Raw genomic sequence first — 18,404 nt, 5'->3', positions numbered from 1 at the left:
GTCAGTTCTAAGATAATTTCTTTAAAAATTACCCTAATAATCCTCCAATGTATTTGCTCAATGTCATCAAGCTCATTACAGCCATGGCAATAACCACAATAAAGCCGCTGATCGTGAGCCAAATAGGGTGTTTATAATCGCCTACAATGCTGCGTTTATGGGCAGCGAATAAAATTAAGCCTAGTGAGATAGGAAGAATTAGACCATTTAATGTGCCGACAAAAACTAAAACTTGAGCAGGGCGTCCTATGGTGGCAAGGACAACCGTTGAAATCACAATAAAGGCTACAATCCAGCGGTTTTTATGTTGTTCAATTTTCGGCGAGAAACTGGTAATAAATGACACTGAGGTGTAAGCTGCTCCGATCACAGAAGTAATAGAGGCTGCCCAAATAACCATACCAAAAATCATTAAGCCAACTTCGCCTGCTACATGGGAAAATGCGGTAGAGGCGGGATTTTTCGGATCAAGGATCACGCCTTGCGATACCACGCCAAGGACAGCTAAGAATAATACCACACGCATAATTGAGGCAATTAAAATGGCAGAGATTGAGCTTTTGCTCACTTCATTGATTGCTGCTTTGCCTTTTACGCCTGCATCTAATAGGCGATGAGCGCCTGCAAAAGTGATGTATCCACCAACTGTACCCCCTACTAAGGTAACAATAGCGATGACATCAAGTTTTTCAGGCACAAAAGTATGCACGACGGCATCGCCTAATGGCGGATTGGCTTTAACGGCTACATAAATGGTTAAGGCAATCATAATAAAGCCCATAATCTGTGCAAAACGATCCATGGCTTTGCCTGCTTCTTTAAACAGGAAAATTCCTACCGCAATAGCACCACTAATGATAGCACCTGTTTCGGCGGATACGCCTGTCAGAATATTGAGTCCAAGTCCTGCTCCGCCTACATTACCAATATTAAAAGCAAGTCCCCCCATGACAATAAGTAAAGCGAGGAAATAACCTGCACCGGGTAATACGTCATTAGCAATATCTTGTGCTTTTTTTTCGGAAATGGCAATAATTCGCCAAATGTTAAGTTGTGCACCAATATCCAATAGAATTGACAATAAAATCACAAAACCAAAACTGGCTAATAGGCTTTGGGTAAAGGTAGCGGTTTGGGTTAGAAAACCTGGCCCAATCGCTGAGGTTGCCATTAGGAATGCAGCCCCAAGTAAAACATTACGATTGTTTTTTTGCATCTTATTATCCTTATTCTGTTGCTTTAATAGCAATATTATGTTGTTGTAATTCTTGACGAATGCGTTGAGCAAAGGCTAAGGCATGTGCTCCATCGCCATGTAAACAAATGCTATCTGCTTGTACTTTGATAACATCACCCTCTACGGATTTTACTGTGCCTGTTAATACCATTTGTAAAACCTGTGCGATAGCTTCATCATCGCTTTCTACTAAAGCATCTGCTCGGCTACGTGGTACAAGTGAACCGTCTGCTAAATAATGGCGATCGGCAAAGACTTCAGAAATCACTGCTAAACCTTGTTGTTGTGCTGCTTTAATCAATAAACTGCCCGATAATCCCATTAATTTTAGTTTGGGATTAAAAGATTTTATGGTGGAAGCGATTAATTGTGCCAGTGCCATATCTTTAGCTGCTTGGTTATATAATGCACCATGGGGTTTTACATAACTTAATTGTACTTGTTGTTCATCACATAAGGCTTGTAATGCACCGAGTTGGTATAATAAACAGGAGGTTAATTGTTCTGGGGCAAGTTGCATATTGTTGCGTCCAAAATTTTCACGATCAGGAAAACTTGGGTGTGCACCAATGGTTACTTTATTTTGTTTTGCCCAAGAGATTGCTTTACGCATTTCATTATAATCGCCTGCATGTAAGCCACAGGCAATATTGGCTGAGCTGACTAAACTAAGCAATTTTTCATCATTAGCGCAGCCTTCCGCAAGATCTGCATTTAAATCAACGTGTTTCATTTGCCATTCTCCTTACATAATCTAAATATTGCTGATTTTTTTGTTGTTGTGCCAAGGCTTGTTCTACGGAAACTTGGCGGAAGTAAATATCTTGTCCAAAAGGATTTTGAGCCAATCGTCCTAAGTCGGCACGAATGACGGTGGCAATTTTAGGATAACCGCCAGTAGTTTGAGCATCTGCCATTAATACAATAGGTTGTCCTTCTGGTGGAACTTGTACTGTCCCCACAGGTACTCCGTGGGATAACATTTCTAAGGGGTCATTGAGGACTAAAGTTTGCCCTTGTAAGCGATAGCCCATACGGCTACTATTTGATTGTAAACGCCAAGGGGTTTGCCAAAAGGCTTGTTGGCTCTCTGGGGTAAAATGATCATATTCAGAGGAAGCTATCGCAAAAATTTTATTGGTAAAAGCAATAGGTTCAATCCCTACTGAATGGAGATAACAATCTCGTTTTCCTGTGGCAATATGATCGCCAGCTCGTAATAAGCGTCCATGAAAACCGCCAAATCCTGCTTTGAGATCGGTGCTGCGTGAAGCTAATACTTCAGGTACGGCAAAACCACCTGCAACACAAAGATAAGCATAATTACCCACCACAGCACGTTTTAAATGCAATGTTTGTCTTGCTCTTGCGGTATAACGCCAGTAAGGAAAAATGGGTTTTCCATCAAGCTCTGCCTCAAATAATGCTCCAGTTAAACAAAATGGTGTGTCGCAATCAAAGGTAATAGCTAAACGCCCTAAAGCAATTTCAATAGCGGTATCATTAGGATCATTATTAAGTAATAAATTCCCAGTTTGTAAAGCAAGAGGATCCATTGCCCCTACGCTGCCCACGCCCAAACCACGAGAGCCAAAACGTCCTAAGTCTTGTAAATGGGCAAAAGATTGAATGTATTGAATATAAATCATAGCACCACCGTTTCAGCCACAAAACGAACTTGATCACCTGCACTTAATAACACAGGATTTTCTCGGTTTAAATCAAATAGAGCAATAGACGTACGCCCTAATAATTGCCAGCCCCCCGGTGAGGCAAAAGGATAAACTCCCGTTTGGCTGCCACCAATTCCCACTGAGCCTGCGGGTACACGCATTCTTGGCGTTTTATGACGAGGTGTATGCAAATTTTCTGGCAATCCGCCTAAATAAGGAAAGCCCGGTTGAAAGCCCATCATAAATACCGTATAAGTGGGTTCGGTATGACGGCGAATAATTTCTCTTGGTGTGGTTTGATGATATTCTGCCACCGCCACTAAATCTTCGCCTAGAGAACCGCCATAATTTACAGGGATTTCAATTAAGCGTCCTTGATGACGAGGCTGTTGTGTGCTTAATTGTTGCCAACATTGCTCAAGTTGTTGCTGTAAGGCACTAAACTTAGCCTGTTCGGTAATAAATAAGGTAAGGTTATTCATACCAACAACCACTTCGTCAACATCAGCAAAATTCTCAGCGAATTGTGCTAGCACCCATAAGCGTTGTTGTTTTTCTAAGTCGGCGGGTGGAGGTAATGAACACAATAAAGAATATTCACTGGTATAATGAATTGTCAGCATAAAACACCCCAAAGTTAAATCAATAGTAAAACTATATTTATCTTTAAATTTGGGGTTGTCAATCTATATCTAAGTCGGCGATAGCAAATGATAAGAAAATTAATATTTTTTCCTAAAAAGTGCGGTTGTTTTTAGAAAGATTTTAATATTATCCCTAATTATTATTAAATTTTATAGTCATTTCCATTTAAATAAGGCAATATGGTACGCTGAATACCGTACAACTAGTACGGCGAGGCGTACCAACGCCGTATTATTTTAAAATGGGACGACTATATATCAAAGTAAGGATTTTAATTGATACAAATAAGCCAATGCTTGTTTGGGGGTTAATTCATCGGGATCGAGTTTTTCCACCATATCCCAAATGACTTGTTTACTTTCTTGTTCATCAATTAAAGGCAGTTCCACTTGGTTTTGCATAGCTTCACGCAAAGGTACTGTTTGATTTTTCTGAGCAGAGAGGCTTTCCAAATGTTGTAATTTTTGTTTTGCCAATTTGATCACCGTTGGCGGTACACCGGCTAAACTGGCAACCGCAAGCCCATAGCTTTTGCTGGCAGCACCTTCCTGTACTTGGTGCATAAAGGCAATGCTATTATTATGCTCTAAAGCATCTAAATGCACATTTACAGCCCCTGTAAGTTGCTCGGGTAATACCGTAAGCTCAAAATAATGGGTGGCAAATAAGGTTAAGCAACGTAATTTTTGCACAAGCCATTCCGCACAAGCCCAAGCTAAAGCAAGCCCATCATAAGTAGAAGTGCCTCGCCCAATTTCATCAATGAGTACCAAACTTTGTTCAGTGGCTTGATGAAGAATATTCGCCATTTCCGTCATTTCCACCATAAAGGTAGAACGTCCTGAAGCGAGGTCATCTGATGCCCCAATTCGGGTAAAAATACGATCAATTTTACCAATTACTGCTTGTTCAGCAGGCACAAAACTGCCTATATAAGCCATTAAGGTGATCAGTGCCGTTTGTCGCATATAGGTACTTTTACCACCCATATTTGGACCAGTAATAATCAATAAATGACGCTGTTCATTCAATAACAAAGGATTAGCAATAAATGGCTCGGAAATTACTTGTTCTACCACAGGGTGGCGACCTTCTTGAATATCAAGTTCAATCTTATGACTAAAACGTGGTTGTACATAATTCAGCGTATCTGCTCGTTCAGCAAGATTAGTCAGTACATCAAGTTCTGCCAGTGCCAAACTTGCTTGTTGCAATGCGGCTAAGTGCGGTAATAATTGGTCAAAAATTTCCTCATAAAGCTGTTTTTCTAACGCAAGGCTTGCCCCTTTGGCTTTTAACACCTTATCTTCATAGGTTTTTAACTCTGGAATAATATAACGTTCCGCATTCTTTAAGGTTTGTCGGCGTACATAATGGATCGGTGCTTTGTGGGCTTGTCCTTGACTAATCTGAATATAATAACCATGCACTGCATTAAACCCTACTTTAAGGGTATCAATACCTGTACTTTCTCGTTCTCGTTGTTCTAATTCCTCTAAGTAACGAGTTGCACCAAGGGAAAGTTCCCGCCATTCGTCCAGTTCTTGATGATAACCTGTGGCAATTACCCCGCCATCACGAATAATCAGCGGAGGATTTTCAACGATTGCACGTTGTAATAAGTCCACTAATTGAGGAAATTCATTGATTTGTTGTGAACGTAAGGCAAAAATCGGCGAAATGCGTAAAATTTGCTGAATAAAAGGTAATTGTTGTAAGGCATTGCGTAAACGGGTTAAATCTCGAGGACGAGCAGAACGTAAAGCAACGCGTGCTAAAATACGTTCCATATCGCCAACTTGACGCAATAGAGGCTGTAATTCCGTCATTAAGTCTTGTTCAATCAAGGTTGCAATGATTTGTTGCCGTTGTTCTAATTCCGCAATTTGGCGAATAGGTTGATGAATCCAGCGTTTCAATAAACGGCTTCCCATAGGGGTAACACATTTATCTAATACGGACGCTAAGGTATTTTCAGTTCCCCCTGCAAGGTTTTGGGTTAATTCTAAATTTCGCCTTGTGGCAGCGTCCAATAGGATATTGTCGCTATTTTGTAATAAGCTAATACTATGAATATGGGGTAAAGCAGTACGTTGTGTTTCTTTGGCATAATGCAATAAACACCCTGCGGCACAAAGCCCTAAGATTGCCTTTTCAACCCCAAACCCTGCTAAGTCTTTTGTACCAAACTGGCGGTTTAATAATTGTACTGCTGTGGCTAATTCAAATTCCCAAGCAGGGCGGCGGCGTAATCCTTTAATATGGTTAATCAGCGCCATATCCGCAAAGTCTTCACTATATAATAATTCAACGGGAGCAATGCGTTGTAATTCTGCTTGTAAACTGACCGCACTTTCTTGCTCACTTAATTGGAAACGCCCAGAAGTCATATCCAAGGTGGCTAAACCAAAACGATTTTTTTCCTGATAAACGGCAGCAATTAAATTATCTTGTCGTTCTGGCAACAAGGCTTCATCACTGACTGTTCCCGGGGTAACAATACGCACAATTTTTCGTTCCACAGGACCTTTGCTGGTGGCAGGATCGCCAACTTGCTCACAAATGGCAACGGATTCACCTAGTTGTACTAATTTGGCTAAATAACCTTCTACCGCATGATAAGGCACGCCAGCCATTGGAATATTATTGCCGCCTGATTGCCCACGTTTGGTTAAAGAAATATCCAATAATTCCGCTGCTTTCTTGGCATCATCATAAAATAATTCGTAAAAATCCCCCATACGGTAAAACAACAAAATATCAGGATTTTCCGCCTTAATTTTGAGATATTGTTGCATCATAGGGGTATGTTGAGATTGATTATTTGTGGTCATAAGATTTTAGAAATTGTTATAAAATTTGATTCGCTTCTCATTTTAACAAAAAATTTTAGGAAAAAATAAAAATTTACTTGATACTGTATTATTATACAGTATAAAATAAGCCCTGTTCGATGATTAACAGCATAACTAATGATTGAGGTTACTATGGCAAAAAATGACAACAGCAAAAATAAAAGTGTAAATAAAGAAAAACCAACAACAGAAGAAGAAAAAGCGAAAGCACTGGCTGCCGCCTTAGGGCAAATCGAAAAACAATTTGGTAAAGGTTCTATTATGAAATTAGGCGATAGCCAAGCCCTTGATGTGGAATCTGTACCGACTGGCTCAATTGGTCTGGACGTTGCTTTAGGGATTGGTGGATTGCCAATGGGACGGATTGTGGAGATCTTTGGACCAGAATCTTCAGGGAAAACTACCTTAACCTTAGAACTTATTGCTCAAGCTCAAAAAGCGGGTAAAACCTGTGCGTTTATTGATGCCGAGCATGCTCTCGATCCTATTTATGCCGCTAAATTAGGAGTGAATACCAAAGATTTGCTGATTTCACAACCCGATCATGGTGAACAGGCCTTAGAAATTTGTGATGCCTTAGTGCGTTCTGGTGCGGTTGATGTGATTATTGTTGACTCGGTTGCAGCTTTAACCCCGAAAGCAGAAATTGAGGGCGATATGGGGGATTCTCACGTTGGTTTACAAGCCCGTTTAATGTCGCAAGCTCTGCGTAAATTAACTGGGAATATTAAAGCAGCAAATTGTTTGGTAATCTTCATTAACCAAATTCGTATGAAAATTGGCGTTATGTTTGGTAATCCTGAAACCACAACAGGGGGTAACGCCTTAAAATTCTATGCTTCGGTACGTTTAGATATTCGCCGAGTGGGATCGGTAAAAGAGGGAGACGAAGTAATAGGTAACGAAACCCGAGTGAAAGTGGTAAAAAATAAATTAGCAGCACCATTCCGTCAAGTAGAGTTCCAAATTCTTTATGGCGAGGGAATTTCTAAAGGTGGCGAATTATTAGATCTCGGTGTAAAACATAAATTAGTAGATAAAGCAGGTGCTTGGTATTCTTACCAAGGCGAAAAAATTGGACAAGGTAAAAATAATGCCTTGAAATGGCTTGCAGAAAACGTTGAAAAAGCGAAAGAGCTAGAAACCAAGTTAAGAGCGGAATTATTGGCTCACCCTGAAAAAATGCTGATTGAATCAACAGCGGAAGAAGATAACGAAAACCCTAATGAGCAAGATGCGTTAGAGTTTTAATTATGTTATAGTCATTCCATTTTAAAATGATACAGCGTTGGTACGCCTCGCCGTACTACTTGTACTGTCTTCGGCGTACCGCCTTGTCTCATTTTAAATTGAAACAACTATAAAAGTGCGGTAATTTTTGACCGCACTTTTTATAGTCGTTCCCTTTTGAAATAATACTGTGTTAGCACGCCTTGCCCTACTTTTTGTACTGTCTTTGACGTGCCAGCTTGCCTTATTTTAAATTGAAACGACACTATTATAGAGATAACAAGATTAAGAGAAAAATGAATAGAAGACATTTTATCAAAATAGGAGCAGGTGCTTTATTGGCATTAAATACCTCAAGTTTTGCTTTAGCCAATCCACAACATCAAATTCATTTACGCATTATTGCTACTACGGATATTCATGGTTTTTTGACGGATTTTGATTATTATAAGGATACGCCTACCGATAAATTTGGCTTTAGTCGAGCCGCAAGCCTGATTGAACAAGCAAGAAAAGAAGTAAAAAATGTACTATTAGTGGATAACGGAGATTTGATTCAGGGTAATCCCATTGCTGATTATTATGCGGCTAAAGGCTATCCTGCTAAAGAAAAAAATCCAGCAATTAGTGTATTAAATCAAATGCAATATGATGCAGGAACATTAGGTAATCACGAATTTAATTATGGCTTAGATTTTCTGCAAAATAGCATTGAGCAAGCTAATTTTCCAATCGTTAATGCTAATGTGGTAAAAGCCGGAAGTAACGAACCATTTTTTACCCCTTATGTTATTCAAACTAAATCGGTTATTGATGAGCAGGGTCAACCGCAAGTTATCAAAGTAGCTTATATCGGTTTTGTACCACCACAAATTATGGTGTGGGATAAAGCACATTTAACTGGTAAAGTTAATGCCCTTGATATTGTGCAAACAGCTAAAAAATATATTCCACAAATTAAACAACAAGGGGCAGATATAATTATTGCTCTTGCTCATACAGGTCCGTCTGATGAACCCTATCAAGAAGGAGCAGAAAACTCCGCCTTCTATCTTGCTGATATAGAGGGGATTGATGCGGTTATTTTTGGGCATTCTCATCGTTTATTTCCTCATACTGAATTCGCTAACAGTCAAAAGGTCAATATTGAACAGGGAACAGTGAACCACATACCCGCAAGTATGGCTGGTTATTGGGCAAATAATATTAGTGTGATTGATTTGCAAATTAGTCAACAAAATAATCAATGGGTAGTAACCAATGGAAAAGCTGAATTACGCCCAATTTATGATAACGCTCAACATAAAGCTACCGTAGAGAATCACTCTGAAATTACGGCTTTACTTCAACCCATACATCAAGCAACTCGAGATTTTGTTGCCCAGCCTATTGGTTTTTCTCAGCAAAATATGTACAGCTATTTAGCCTTGTTACAAGATGATCCTACGGTACAAATTGTTAATCTTGCCCAGCAAGATTATGTACAAAATGTGATTAAAAATTTACCTGATTTAGCTGATATTCCTGTATTAAGTGCGGCTGCACCTTTTAAAGCTGGGGGGCGTAAAAATGATCCTCATGGTTATACAGAAGTAGAAAAAGGACAATTAAGTGTGCGTAATGCAGCGGATCTATATTTATATCCTAATACTCTTGTGGTGGTCAAAGTAAATGGCGAACAATTAAAAGAGTGGCTTGAATGTAGTGCTGGTATGTTTAATCAAATAGATCCTAATACTGACAAACCACAATATTTACTAAATTGGCAGGGATTTCGTACCTATAATTTTGATGTGATTTACGGCGTAAATTATCAATATGACCTGACTCAGCCTGCGCGCTATAATGGCGAATGTCAGTTAATTAACCCAAATGCCCAGCGTGTCATCAATTTAACCTTTAATGGTAAAGCGGTAAATTCAAACGATGAATTTTTAATCGCTACAAATAATTATCGAGCTTATGGTAATAAATTCCCAGGTACAGGTGAACAACATATTGTTTACGCATCGCCTGATGAAAATCGCCAAATATTGATTAATTACATTAGTAAAGTAAGTCAAGCACAAGGTTCTGTTCAATTAACACGAAATCAAAATTGGCGAATTGTACCGATACAAAGTAAAACTGCCTTAGATATTCGCTTTGAAACCTCTCCAACAGAGAAAGCTAAAGCCTTTATCGCTCAACAAGCACAATATCCAATGCAGTTTAAAATGCAAGATGAAACTGGATTTGCGGTTTATCAAGTTGATTTGACTAAATAAATCAACAGCCCAAAATTCTTTGGGCTGTTTTTTGTGTTATTCGGTTAGACCAGATTGGATACCATGCATATTCGGCAGTTGATGAGCAATGCCTTTATGGCAATCAATACAGGTTTTGCCTTCAATTTGTGCTAAACGGTGCATTTTTTCAGCAACGGTTTTTTGTTGAGTGTAGTCCATACTGTCAAATTTATGGCAGTGACGACATTCAGCAGAATCATTAGCTTTCATTCTTGCCCATTCCCGTTCTGCCATGGCTAAACGAGCAGCCTCAAATTTTTCTTTGGTGTCAACTTTACCAGTAATATGTGCATAAACTTCTCGGCTAGCGATAATTTTGCGTTTCCATTTATCCACAAATTCATGGGGTACATGGCAATCTGAGCAAATGGCTTTGACACCACTACGGTTCATATAGTGGCTTGACATACGGTATTCCGGCACAACATCGTTCATATGGCAATCAGAGCAAAATTGTTCGGTATTGGTGTATTCTAATGCGGTGTTAAAACCACCCCAAAACACAATGCCAGCAATAAAAGCTAAACTCAGTAATGTACCAACGGCAATACGGCTTGGGGTACGAAACCAACGCCAAAAGCGTTTAATCAAGTTGATCATCATCGCTCCTTATTTGCCATAACCCGGCATTGGTTGGAAGTCATTAGGTACAATAGGTTCAACATCAGATTGCGAAACATGGCAATGTAAACAGAAATAACGGCGTGGTGCGGTTTGTCCTGCCACAATATTGCCATCACGATCCGCAAAATGAGTTGGGCTAATGCGGGTTGCCCCTGTTACCCTTGAACCTTCCACACTATGACACATTAAGCATTGATTAACATTTTTGCTAATTTGATACCCCTTTACCGCATGTGGAATCATTGGCGGTTGATTGACATAATTCAAAGGGGCGAGTTCACTTTCTTTTTTGGGCATATTAAAGCCCGGTGTTACATTTTCAGGACTATCTTGTAAAGAATGACCAATATTTCCCTCATTTGCCAACAAGTTGCTAGCAAAAAGTGCGGTCAAAATTAGCATTGTTTTTTTAATCATTTTTGTTCCCCCGAATGATTAAATCTTGTGGTAAAAATAAATACTTTTTCAGCGCAAACATCAACACAACGTCCGCAACTGATACAATCTTTTGAAAGTACGAGTAAACTTTCATTTTTTTTGCCATGTAATGGCGAACGTAACACTTGTGGTTCAGGACAAACGTGATAACAGTCCATACAATTATCGCATTTGGCACGATCGCTGACTTTAATACGAGCGATAGCTTTCGCACCAATCACGCCATAAGTTGCCCCTATCGGGCATAAATGCCCACACCAACCATGTTCAACAATCAATAAATCAAATAAAAAGACCGCAACGACTAGCCACAATGTTGCCCCTAATCCATAAATGATACCTCGTCCCAACGCAGAAACTGGATTTAGCCATTCCCATAACAACATTCCGCTACTGGCACTACCAAGTAAAATCATCAATAACACCACATAACGCAATGATCGTGGTAATTTAGCGGTTTGCCGAATACCCAGTTTACGCCGTAACCAAGCTGCACTATCTGTTACTATATTCAGTGGACAAACCCAAGCACAAAAGGCTCGGCTAGCAATACAAGCGTAAAAAACAATAATGATCAACGCCCCAAGTAATGCTCGCCAATCAGGTAAATAACCTGTGGCAAGGCTTTCTGCCACAATCAATGGATCACTGAGTGGTACGGTATCCAATAATAGGCTACTGCTGTAATTGCCTTTTAATAGCCAAACATCAAACCAAGGCCCGGCTAAAAACATTGCCATAATGCTAAGTTGGGTTAATCTACGCCATAGCAAAAAGCGGTTTGCATACCACCAACCCCATTTTTGTCTGGCTTCACGCCCTGCATATTTGGGTGCATTTGCCATTATTTATTCCCCCCTTGATTGCGATTGGGTAAGAATAAACCTGACTCTGGCACAAACTCAGGTATTGACGTTCGCCCTTTTTGTTCCTTTTCAGCAGGAATAACAGATTGCTCTGTGTTTTGACTATGTTGCCAGCCAAAGCGGTAATGTTTCCCCAACATACCTTTTGCCAAGGATAAAGGTAAAACCTTAATGGCTGCCTCTTCTAAGACACAAGCCTCTTCACATTTACCACAACCTGTACAAGCCTCAGAATGTACTGTTGGAATAAACAACGCATGTTTACCTGTTCGCTCATTACGATGATATTCAAGGGTAATGGCTTTTTCTATCAAGGGACAAACCCGATAGCAAACATCACAACGCAACCCCTGCCAATTTAAGCAAGTTTCGTGATCTAATAAGACCGCCAACCCCATACGAGCTTGGTTAATGTCTTCCGCTTGATTATCCAATGCCCCTGTGGGACAGGCTTTGGCACAAGGAATATCCACGCACATTTCACAAGGTTTTTGCCTTGCCACAAAATAGGGTGTGCCTGCTTCTACTGGCGATAACAAAGAGGCTAAATGCAACATATCATAGGGGCAAGCCTGCACACATTGTCCACAGCGAATACAAGCCGCCGCAAAATGCTGTTCATCAGCTGAAGCAAAGGGGGGACGTAAAGTTACCCCTTGCCGAGCTAAACTTTGTTTTTGTTGTAACCCGAGTAACAATCCCAAACCTGCCACGCCCCCAGCGGTACGAGTCGCATTTTTGAGAAACCTACGGCGTTCTGGCGATAATGTTTTTCCTGCCATAATCAGTTCAAAGTGCGGTCTGTTTGGCGTATAGTCGTTCCACTTTAAAATGACATTGTGTTGGTACGCCTCGCCGTACTCGTTGTACTGCCTTCGGCGTACCGCCTTGTCTCATTTTCAATTGAAACAACTATAAATTTTTACGCTTTTTCCACTTTTACAGCACATTTTTTGAAATCCGTTTCCTTGGAAATCGGATCTGTTGCATCTAAGGTTAATAAATTAGCTAACTGTCCTGCATCAAAGAATGTGGTAAAAATTAATCCTTTTGGCACTTTATTACGCCCACGCGTATCAATATAAGAAATCATTTCGCCACGACGAGAAATGACTTTCACTTTATCGCCATGACGTAATCCTCGTTGGCTTGCATCATCTGGGTGCATCCACACTAAATTATTTGGGAAAGAACGATGTAGCTCAGGCACACGGCGAGTCATTGTGCCAGTATGCCAATGTTCTAATACACGCCCTGTGGATAACCAAAGATCATATTCTTGATCAGGCACTTCCGCAGGTGGCTCATAAGGCACAGCTAAAATAATTGCTTTTTTGTCAGGATAGCCATAAAAAGCTACTTCTTCCCCTGCTTTTACATAAGGATCATAGCCCTCACGATAACGCCATAGGGTTTCTTTGTTTTCTACCACTGGCCAACGTAAGCCACGAGCTTGATGATAAGTATCAAAATCCGCTAAATCATGCCCATGTCCACGTCCAAATGCAGCATATTCTTCAAATAAGCCTTTTTGCAAGTAGAAGCCAAAATGTTCTGATTCATCGTTTAAATGTCCCTCTAATTCCTCAAGGGAATATTTATCCACTTGCCCATTACGGAATAGCACTTCATACAAGGTTTTACCTTTATATTCAGGATTGGCATTTAAAACTTGCTCAGGCCACATTTCATCAGTGGTAAAATATTTAGAAAATTCCACTAATTGCCATAAATCGGAGCGTGATTCGCCCGGTGCTTTCACTTGCTGACGCCAAAATTGGGTACGGCGTTCTGCATTACCATAAGCCCCTTCTTTTTCTACCCACATTGAGGTTGGCAAAATTAAATCCGCCGACAAGGCACTCACTGTCGGATAAGGATCAGACACGATAATGAAATTCTCCTCATCACGCCAACCCGGTAAACGATCTTGATTAATGTTTGGCCCTGCCTGCATATTGTTGTTACACATTTGCCATAACACATTCATCTTACGATCTTTTAACGCTCGATCCTGTGCCACAGCGTGATAACCCACTTGGTCTTGTACCACACCAGCAGGCAATTTCCATAGTTTTTCCGCAGTTTCACGATGTTTTGGATTGGTTACCACTAAATCCGCAGGTAAACGATGAGCAAAGGTACCGACTTCTCGAGCTGTACCACAGGCAGAAGGTTGTCCTGTTAATGAAAAAGGTCCACAACCTGGTAAGGAAATCTTGCCGGTTAATAGATGAATATTATAAATAAGATGGTTCGCCCATACTCCACGTGTATGCTGATTAAAGCCCATAGTCCAAAATGACACAATTTTCTTATCAGGGTCAGCATAAAGTTTGGCTAACGATTCTAATTGATCCTTAGGAATTCCTGACATCTGATGAGCTTTATCCAAGGTATAATCCGCCACCAAGGCTTTTAGCTCATCAAAATTACTGTCATACATTTTACCGCTATTTGGGTTTTTCGCTTTTTGTTGCAATGGATTATCATCGCGTAAACCATAACCAATATCGGTTTCACCACGTTTAAACTTGGTATGTTTATTCACAAAATCCCAATTAACCGCATCATTTTGAATTAAATAATTAATAATATAGTTAAGCACCACCAAGTCGGATTGCGGCTGGAATAACATACCATTATCCGCTAATTCAAAACTACGATGCTCAAAGGTAGATAATACCGCTACATGGACATTATTATTAGATAAACGGCGATCCGTGATACGTGACCATAAAATAGGGTGCATCTCCGCCATATTAGAGCCCCATAATACAAAAGCATCTGCTTGCTCAATATCGTTATAACAGCCCATTGGTTCGTCCATACCAAAGGTACGCATAAATGCTACCGCTGCGGAAGCCATACAATGGCGGGCATTAGGATCAATATTATTAGAACGCAAACCCGCTTTAAACAGCTTGGATTTTGCTACGCCTTCAAAAATGGTCGATTGCCCAGAGGTAAACATACCTATCCCATTCGGCCCATTTTTCTTGATCGCCGCTTTCATTTTTTCTGCCATAATTTTAAAGGCATCGTCCCAACTTACCGCTGTAAACTCACCATGCTTATCATATTTCCCATTGGTCATACGCAACATTGGCGATGTTAAACGATCCTTACCATACATAATTTTTGGCAAAAAATAGCCCTTAATACAGTTTAAGCCACGATTCACTTCTGCATCAGGATCACCTTGTGAAGCAACAACTCGCCCATTTTGAGTTCCCACTAAAACACCACAACCTGTACCACAAAAACGGCAAACGCCTTTTTCCCACTTAATCGTTTTATCATCTGCCGCCAAGGTTTTAATTGGAATAGATAACCCCGCTACTGCCGCCGCGGCAGCCACCGCATTGGCTTTCATAAAATCACGACGTGTTAAACTCATCGTTTTCCCCCACTATTTACTTGATTATTCTTGATCTTGAGTATGCTGAATATCCTGTTGATGATAAACCAATGACACCACCAACACCCCATCAATATTTTTTGCCTTTTCCATATTCTCTAGCAAAATTTGTTCATCATGGGATTGCATTACCACCACTAATTTTCCTGTTTGTTCATCGATTGCTGCGACTTCTGTATGCTCAATAGTTAAAAGTGCGGTCTGAATTGACAATAATTTTTCTGGCTTACCTTGCACCACTAAACCGCATACATGCCAATCATCAGCATTAGTCGGATTGTATGTTTCTTGCATAAATTTATTCTATACGACTTAAGAAGAGCTATTATCTGCATAGATAATCAGGTTATTAATTACCACAAAGGGGTATTCCAAGAAAAAAGTGATATTTTTTTGAGGTAAATCAAGTTATAGCGGTTTAAATTTGAAATAAGACAAGGCATATTAAAGCCCTATTATTTTAAAGTATAACGACTATCGGAGATATAATTATGCTTATTCGCCCTGCTCGTGCTGAAGATGCGGAAGCATTAATTGCCATTTATGCTCCTTATGTGGAACAAACTGCCATTACCTTTGAATATGATGTACCAACAGTCGCAGAATTTGCCGAACGGATTACTTGCATTAGCCAAGATTATCCTTATTTGGTGGCAGAACAAAATGGCAAGATTGTAGGTTATGCCTATGGCAGTGCCTTTGCCAAACGGGCAGCTTATCACTGGAGTGTGGAATTGTCTATTTATCTTGACCAACAACAACGTGGACAAGGAATTGGTCAGCAATTATATCAACAGTTAGAACAACAATTAGCCGAGAGAGGTATGGTTAATCTGCTAGCCTGTATCGCCTTGCCAAATGATGCTAGTATCGCTTTCCATCAAAAACGAGGTTATCAGCAAGTGGCTCATTTCCCAAAAATTGGCTATAAATTCGCTCAATGGCATGATATTGTTTGGCTGCAAAAGCGGTTATTAGTGGAAGATAAAGAGTAAGTCGTTTCAATTTAAAATAAGGCGTGCCAATACGGTATGATTTTAAAATAGGGCGACTATAAAAGTAACGCGTTGAAAAATTTTTCCTAAATTGACCGCACTTTTATTGTCGTTTAAATTTGAAATAAAACAAAACGCGCCAATGCCCTATATTTTAAAGTGTGGCAACGATATTCATCTCATTCCTCCCATTGAAAAAGTAAACTTCAAGCAATTTCACCATATTTGTTGGCAATCCTTCTCTTGAACAGGTAAACTTAGCCACAGCTTTTTTAGTCGTTTCAATTTAAAATAAAACAAGGCGACACGCCGAGAACAACGGCAAGTTATGTCAATGTCTATTATTTTAAAAATGGGGCGACCATAACCTTTTGTTTTAAGCTTAGTTTGTAAAATATTGCGTGAGGTTTACCTTGTCCAAATCATCTCAATTTATCTTGGCATTGGCATTTTTTTGTGGCTTGGCGATGGCAGATCAGCAGGTTGAGTTACGTGTTGAGGGAATTGATAACCCTAAACTTTCTGAAAATGTTCATCTTTATGTCAACAGTATCAGCAATGAAGAAGCTGATGGATCGCCTCGCTATGAAAGTTTAGTGAGTGATGCCATTGATAAGGCTTTGCGTGCAGAGGGATACTATAATTCTACGGTAAGTTATCAATTAGATAATAATCTGTTGATTGCAACGGTAAAACTTGGTACAGCGGTAAAAATTGCTGGTATTGATGTGGATATTTTGGGGCAAGCCAAGCAAGATCCCGCATTTGAACAAATCGCTAAACAAACGCCTAAAATTGGTACATTATTAAATCATGGTACTTATGATAATTATAAAAGCGAATTACAAACTTTAGCCTTAAGACGAGGGTATTTTGATGCCAACTTTTTGATTCATCGCCTTGAAGTGATGCCGTCCACAGGGCAGGCTTGGTGGCGTTTGGTTTTTGATAGCGGTGAACGCTATCATTATGGGCAAATTCGCTTTGAACATTCGCAAATTCGTGAAGATTATTTACGTAATATTTTAAAAATTAAATCTGGTGAACCTTATTTGCTCAATGATTTATCTAACTTAACCAATGATTTTTCTTCCTCAAATTGGTTTAGTTCGGTATTAATTCAACCGCAATTAGATAGCGAAGACAAAATTGTTAATCTTGATGTGCTACTTTATCCTCGTAAAAAAACCAGCATTGAACTTGGTGTGGGTTACTCTTCTGATGTTGGGGCTCGCTTACAAGCAAGCTGGAAACGCCCTTGGATTAATAGCCGAGGACATAGCGTAGGGGCAAATCTCTACTTATCCGCACCAAAACAAACCTTAGAAGCAAGTTATAAAATGCCCTTATTAAAAAATCCATTGCGTTATTATTATGAATTTGCCACAGGGGTGGAACGAGAAAACGATAATGATACGAATTCATTAGCCACTACCTTTAGTGCATTACGTTATTGGAACAGAGAAAGTGGTTGGCAATATTCTGGAGGAATAAGATTACGCTATGATTCTTATACTCAGGCTGATGTGACTAATGACACCTTTTTAGTGTATCCTAGCTTAGGCTTAAGCCGAACAAGATTAAGAGGCGGATTATTCCCAACTTGGGGTGATGCACAAAGCATTAGCCTTGATGTAGGCAATAAGGTTTGGTTATCTGATGTGAATTTTATTAGCTTACGCGCCTCTACCGCTTGGATTCGCACCTTTGCTGAAAATCATCGCTTTTATGTACGAGGCGAAATAGGTTGGTTAAATACCAAAAACTTAGAACGTATCCCACCTGCTTTACGTTTCTTTGCGGGGGGCGATCGTAGTGTGCGGGGATATGGTTATAAAAAAATCTCCCCTAAAAATGCGGAAGGAGAATTAGTCGGAGGTTCTCGGTTAGCCACTGCTACCTTAGAATATCAATATCAAGTTTATCCAAAATGGTGGCTTGCCACTTTCTTTGATTCAGGTTTAGCGGCAAATTCTTTTTCTAGCAGTGAATTACGCCATGGGGCAGGAATGGGCGTGCGTTGGGCTTCGCCAGTGGGGGCAATTAAATTTGATATTGCGACACCCATTCGTGATAAAGATAATAGCCGTAATATTCAATTTTATATTGGTTTAGGTTCGGAACTCTAAAAT

The 18,404-nt window shown here is 39.9% G+C and carries 15 protein-coding genes; 4 read left to right on the top strand and 11 right to left on the bottom strand.

All coding sequences use genetic code 11. The features are described from left to right. Window positions 1-28: 28 nt before the first annotated feature. The 5 genes from A6A20_RS06390 to mutS all read right to left on the bottom strand — a co-directional run bounded on the left by A6A20_RS06390 (window position 29) and on the right by mutS (window position 6,389). Window positions 29-1,216 carry an NRAMP family divalent metal transporter gene (locus A6A20_RS06390; protein WP_279572658.1) on the bottom strand — a complete coding sequence of 396 codons (1,188 nt, stop codon included), beginning with the start codon at window positions 1,214-1,216 and terminating at the stop codon, window positions 29-31. A gap of 10 nt (window positions 1,217-1,226) precedes the next feature. Continuing rightward, window positions 1,227-1,970 carry a 5-oxoprolinase subunit PxpA gene (gene pxpA, locus A6A20_RS06385; RefSeq protein WP_279572657.1) on the bottom strand — a complete coding sequence of 248 codons (744 nt, stop codon included), beginning with the start codon at window positions 1,968-1,970 and terminating at the stop codon, window positions 1,227-1,229. Beyond that, window positions 1,957-2,886 (bottom strand): 5-oxoprolinase subunit C family protein, encoded by a 930-nt coding sequence (locus A6A20_RS06380; RefSeq protein WP_279572656.1) that lies wholly within the window; start codon window positions 2,884-2,886, stop codon window positions 1,957-1,959. The genes pxpA and A6A20_RS06380 overlap by 14 nt, the downstream gene beginning before the upstream one ends. Continuing rightward, entirely contained in the window at window positions 2,883-3,533 is a 651-nt protein-coding gene (gene pxpB, locus A6A20_RS06375; protein ID WP_279572655.1) for a 5-oxoprolinase subunit PxpB, read from the bottom strand. Before pxpB ends, A6A20_RS06380 begins: the two co-directional genes overlap by 4 nt. A gap of 279 nt (window positions 3,534-3,812) precedes the next feature. Further along, entirely contained in the window at window positions 3,813-6,389 is a 2,577-nt protein-coding gene (gene mutS / locus A6A20_RS06370) for a DNA mismatch repair protein MutS (RefSeq protein WP_279572654.1), read from the bottom strand. Window positions 6,390-6,542: 153 nt separating this feature from the next. Between mutS and recA the strand changes: the two genes are divergently transcribed. Then, window positions 6,543-7,661: a recombinase RecA gene (recA, locus tag A6A20_RS06365; RefSeq protein WP_279573758.1), complete on the top strand. Its 1,119-nt coding sequence runs from the start codon at window positions 6,543-6,545 to the stop codon at window positions 7,659-7,661. 275 nt (window positions 7,662-7,936) lie between these two features. Further along, the gene (gene cpdB / locus A6A20_RS06360; RefSeq protein WP_279572653.1) at window positions 7,937-9,907 is read left to right on the top strand and encodes a 2',3'-cyclic-nucleotide 2'-phosphodiesterase; all 1,971 of its coding nucleotides are present in this window, start codon (window positions 7,937-7,939) and stop codon (window positions 9,905-9,907) included. A 36-nt stretch (window positions 9,908-9,943) separates the two neighbouring features. Here cpdB and A6A20_RS06355 read toward each other — a convergent pair whose 3' ends face one another. From A6A20_RS06355 to A6A20_RS06330, 6 genes are all read right to left on the bottom strand, one after another. Then, complete coding sequence (locus A6A20_RS06355; RefSeq protein WP_279573757.1) at window positions 9,944-10,519, bottom strand: NapC/NirT family cytochrome c; 576 nt, start codon at window positions 10,517-10,519, stop codon at window positions 9,944-9,946. An 18-nt stretch (window positions 10,520-10,537) separates the two neighbouring features. Next, window positions 10,538-10,969 (bottom strand): nitrate reductase cytochrome c-type subunit, encoded by a 432-nt coding sequence (locus A6A20_RS06350; protein ID WP_279572652.1) that lies wholly within the window; start codon window positions 10,967-10,969, stop codon window positions 10,538-10,540. Then, window positions 10,966-11,835, bottom strand: coding sequence for a quinol dehydrogenase ferredoxin subunit NapH (gene napH / locus A6A20_RS06345; protein ID WP_279572651.1), 870 nt, complete (start codon window positions 11,833-11,835; stop codon window positions 10,966-10,968). Before napH ends, A6A20_RS06350 begins: the two co-directional genes overlap by 4 nt. Continuing rightward, complete coding sequence (gene napG, locus A6A20_RS06340) at window positions 11,835-12,638, bottom strand: ferredoxin-type protein NapG (RefSeq protein ID WP_279572650.1); 804 nt, start codon at window positions 12,636-12,638, stop codon at window positions 11,835-11,837. The genes napH and napG overlap by 1 nt, the downstream gene beginning before the upstream one ends. A 140-nt stretch (window positions 12,639-12,778) precedes the next feature. Next, window positions 12,779-15,256: a nitrate reductase catalytic subunit NapA gene (gene napA / locus A6A20_RS06335; protein ID WP_279572649.1), complete on the bottom strand. Its 2,478-nt coding sequence runs from the start codon at window positions 15,254-15,256 to the stop codon at window positions 12,779-12,781. Between the two features lie 24 nt (window positions 15,257-15,280). Next, a complete protein-coding gene (locus A6A20_RS06330; protein WP_279572648.1) occupies window positions 15,281-15,571 on the bottom strand; it encodes a chaperone NapD in 291 nt (96 codons plus the stop codon). A 197-nt stretch (window positions 15,572-15,768) separates the two neighbouring features. Here A6A20_RS06330 and A6A20_RS06325 point away from each other — a divergent pair, with 197 nt between their 5' ends. Both A6A20_RS06325 and tamA read left to right on the top strand, forming a co-directional pair. Continuing rightward, window positions 15,769-16,272 (top strand): GNAT family N-acetyltransferase, encoded by a 504-nt coding sequence (locus A6A20_RS06325; protein ID WP_279572647.1) that lies wholly within the window; start codon window positions 15,769-15,771, stop codon window positions 16,270-16,272. Between the two features lie 401 nt (window positions 16,273-16,673). Beyond that, window positions 16,674-18,401, top strand: coding sequence for an autotransporter assembly complex protein TamA (gene tamA / locus A6A20_RS06320; protein ID WP_424585422.1), 1,728 nt, complete (start codon window positions 16,674-16,676; stop codon window positions 18,399-18,401). Window positions 18,402-18,404 lie beyond the last annotated feature (3 nt).

It is taken from the genome of Volucribacter amazonae, from assembly GCF_029783845.1.
Lineage (GTDB): Bacteria > Pseudomonadota > Gammaproteobacteria > Enterobacterales > Pasteurellaceae > Volucribacter > Volucribacter amazonae.
This window is presented reverse-complemented; position numbering and strand designations above follow the sequence as displayed.